Source organism: Streptomyces sp. NPDC006309 (genome assembly GCF_040613095.1).
Taxonomy (GTDB): domain Bacteria; phylum Actinomycetota; class Actinomycetes; order Streptomycetales; family Streptomycetaceae; genus Streptomyces.
This window is the reverse complement of sequence record NZ_JBEXRO010000063.1, coordinates 1-3,446: the sequence shown is the minus strand read 5'-3', so window position 1 is coordinate 3,446 and position 3,446 is coordinate 1. Positions and strand designations below refer to the sequence as shown.

At 73.9% G+C, this 3,446-nt stretch carries 1 protein-coding gene; it reads right to left on the bottom strand.

Annotation, left to right across the window (positions count from 1 at the left end):
• A partial coding sequence (locus ABZ117_RS34165; RefSeq protein ID WP_356826692.1) for a type I polyketide synthase occupies window positions 1-3,446 on the bottom strand: 3,446 nt, incomplete at both ends.

Sequence of the window (3,446 nt, the reverse complement as noted above, 5' to 3'; positions counted from 1 at the left end):
TCCGAGAGCCGCTCGACGACGAGGATGCCGACGCCTTCGGCCCAGGCGGTGCCGTCGGCGTCCGCCGAGAACGACTTGCACCGCCCGTCGGCCGCCAGGCCCCGCTGACGCGAGAACTCGATGAAGGTATTGGGCGTCGACATCACGGCGACGCCGCCGGCGAGGGCGAGTGAACACTCCCCCGAGCGCAGGGCGCGCACGGCCAGATGCAGGGCGACCAGGGACGAGGAGCACGCGGTGTCCACCGTCAGCGCCGGACCCTGCAAGCCGAGGGTGTACGCCACCCGGCCGGTGGCCACGCTGCCGGTCGTACCGGTCAGGAAGTGGCCCTCGGCCTCCTTGGGCATCCGGCCGCCACCGCCGTAGTCGTGGTACATCACCCCGGCGAACACACCCGTGTCGCTGCCGTGCAGTGAGCCGGGTGCGATGCCGGCCCGCTCCAGGGCCTCCCAGGACACTTCCAGCAGCAGGCGCTGCTGCGGGTCCATCGCCAGCGCCTCACGCGGCGAGATCCCGAAGAAGGCGGGGTCGAAGTCCGCGGCCTCGTGCAGGAACCCGCCGTGCCGGACGTATGAGGTGCCGGAGTGGTCCGGGTCGGGGTGGTAGAGGCCGTCCAAGTCCCAGCCCCGGTCGGTCGGGAAGCCGGAGATCACGTCGCGTTGCTGGGCGACGACCTGCCACAGCCCCTCCGGCGAGTCCACCCCGCCCGGGAAACGGCAGCCCATGCCGACGATCACGATCGGGTCGTCGTCCGTGCGCGGTGCGACGGTGGTGGCGGCAGCTGTGGGCGGGGTGGACCGCCCGGCGCGCTCCTGGGCGAGCGCGAGCGCGAAGTCGGCGACGGCGGCCGGTGTGGGGTGGTCGAAGACGAGGGTCGCCGGCAGGCGCAGGCCGGTGACGGAGTGGAGACGGTTGCGCAGTTGCACCGCGAGCAGCGAGTCGACGCCGAAGCCCTTGAACGGCTGGTCCGGATCGATCCCCTCCGCGGAGTCGCGGCCGATGACCGTGGCGAGCTGGGCGCGTACGAGGTCGAGCAGCAGTCGGCGGCCCTCCTCCTGGGACATCCGGCCCAGCCTGCGGCGCAGTCCGGACTCGCCGGGACGCCGCTGCGGGACCCGCACCAGCGAGCGCAGCACCGGGGACAGGGTCCCGGCGAGCGCGTCGGCGCGCAGCGCGGCCGGTTCGAGGCGGGCCGGTACGAGCACCGCGCTGTCATCGGCGAGCGCCCGGTCGAAGAGCCCGAGGCCCTGCTCCGTGGAGAGCGGGGAGACACCCCGGGTCGAGAGAGTGTCACCGTCCAAGTGCCCGGTGAGCCCGGTGCGTTCGGCCCACAGGCCCCAGACGAGCGACAGCGCCGGGCGCCCGGCGGTGCGCCGGCGGGCGGCGAGCGCGTCGAGGAAGACGTTCGCCGCGGCGTAGTTGGCCTGTCCGGGGTTGCCGAGTACGCCCGCCACGGAGGAGAACAGGACGAAGGCCGCGAGGTCCTGCTCCGCGGTCAGCTCGTCGAGGTGCGCGGCGGCGTCCACCTTGGGCCGTAGTACGGCGGCCAGCCGGTCCGCGGTCAGCGACCCGACCATGCCGTCGTCGAGCACCCCCGCGGTGTGGACGACGGCGGTGAGCCGTACGCCGGTCAGCAGGTGCGCGAGCGCGTCGCGGTCGGCGGTGTCACAGACGGCGAGGATGACCTCGGCACCCAACCCACGCAGTTCAGCGGCGAGTTCCGGGGCGCCGGGCGCTTCCGGGCCGCGGCGGCTGACCAGCAGCAGATGCCGTGCGCCGTGCTCGGTGACCAGGCGCCGCGCCACCAGAGCGCCGAGCCCTCCGGTGCCGCCGGTGACGAGCACGGTGCCGTCCGGGTCGAGCCGGAAGCCACCGGCCGGCCCGGTGACGCCGGTGTGCCGCACCAGCCGGGGAGCGAGCACCGTACCGCCGCGCAGGGCGAGCTGAGGTTCGGATAGTACGGCCGCGGGCACCGAGTCGACCGGGTGCGCCGGGTCCGTGTCCAACAGGGAAAAACGGTCCGGGTGTTCGGACTGCGCGGTCCTGATCAGGCCCCACACCGTGGCCTGGGCGGGATTCTCCGCGTCGGGGCCGACGGCGCCGTCGGTCACCACCAGCAGCCGGGAACCGGTGAAGCGGGCATCGGCCAGCCACTCCTGCACCAGGCCCAGGGCCCAGCCCGCGGCCCGGTGCGCGTCCCCGGCGAGCCCCGCTCCCGTGCGCCCCGGGCCTCGCGTACCGGCCGGACATCGCACGGCGACCACCTGCGGTACGGGATCCGGCACCTCGGCCAGGTCCGCCACCAGACACGCGTCGACCTCAGTCGCCGCGGCCGGGACCGGCTGCCAGTCCAGCCGGAACAACGAGTCCGCGCCGCGACCGGCGGCCGGGTCGGCGGCGTACGGCCGCATCGTGACCGCCTCCGCCGACAGCACCGGCTTTCCCGTGCCGTCGGCCGCCCGCAGGGTCACCCCGTCCTCGCCGGCCGCGCTCAGCCACACCCGCAGAGTGTCCGCGCCCTCGGCGTAGCGGGTGACACCGGACCACGAGAAGGGCAGAACGGTGCCACCGTTCTCGCGCAGCAGGCCGACCGCGTGCAGAGCCGCGTCCAGCACCGCCGGATGCAGGCCGAAGGCGGTGCCGTCCAGATCGGCCGGCAGGCTCACCTCGGCATAGACGTCGCGGTCGGTGCGCCAGGCGGCCCGCAGGCCCTGGAAGGCGGGGCCATAGTCGTAGCCCGCCTCCGCGAGGGTGTCGTACCGCGTGTCGACATCGATCTCGTGGGCACCGGGCGGCGGCCACTCGGTCAGGTCGAAGTCGGCGGTGTCGTCATCCGCGTCGAGCAGCGCCGCGGCGTGCCGCGTCCACGCGCTGCCCGGGTCGGCGTCCTGCGGCCGGGAGTGCACGGCCAGCTCCCGCTGTCCGTTCGCGGCCGGCGGTTCGACGGTCAGGCGGAGCTGTACGGCCGCGTCCGGTTCGAGGACCAGCGGCGTCTGGAGGGTGAGTTCGGCCAGCCGCCCCCAGCCCAGCCTGCTGCCCACGGCCATCGCCAGTTCGAGGAACGCGGTGCCCGGCAGCAGCACCGTGCCCTGCACCGCGTGATCGGCCAGCCACGGCTGCGTGTCCAGGGCGAGTCGCCCCGTGTACACCAGCCGCTCGTCGTCGGCCAGTTCCACCACCGCACCCAGCAGCGGATGCCCGGCCGACGCCAGACCGAGCCCGCGGGCGTCGGCCACACCACGTTCGGGGGTGAGCCAGTAGTGCTGGTGTTGGAAGGGGTAGGGGGGTAGTTCGGTGGGGTGGGTGTTGTAGGGGGTGAGGAGGGTGGGCCAGTCGATGGTGATGCCGTGGGTCCAGGCTTGGGCGGCGGCTTGGGTGAAGTGGGTGAGGGTGGCTTGGTTGCGGTGGAGGGTGGGGATGGCGGTGCCGTTGTTGTTGAGGGTTTC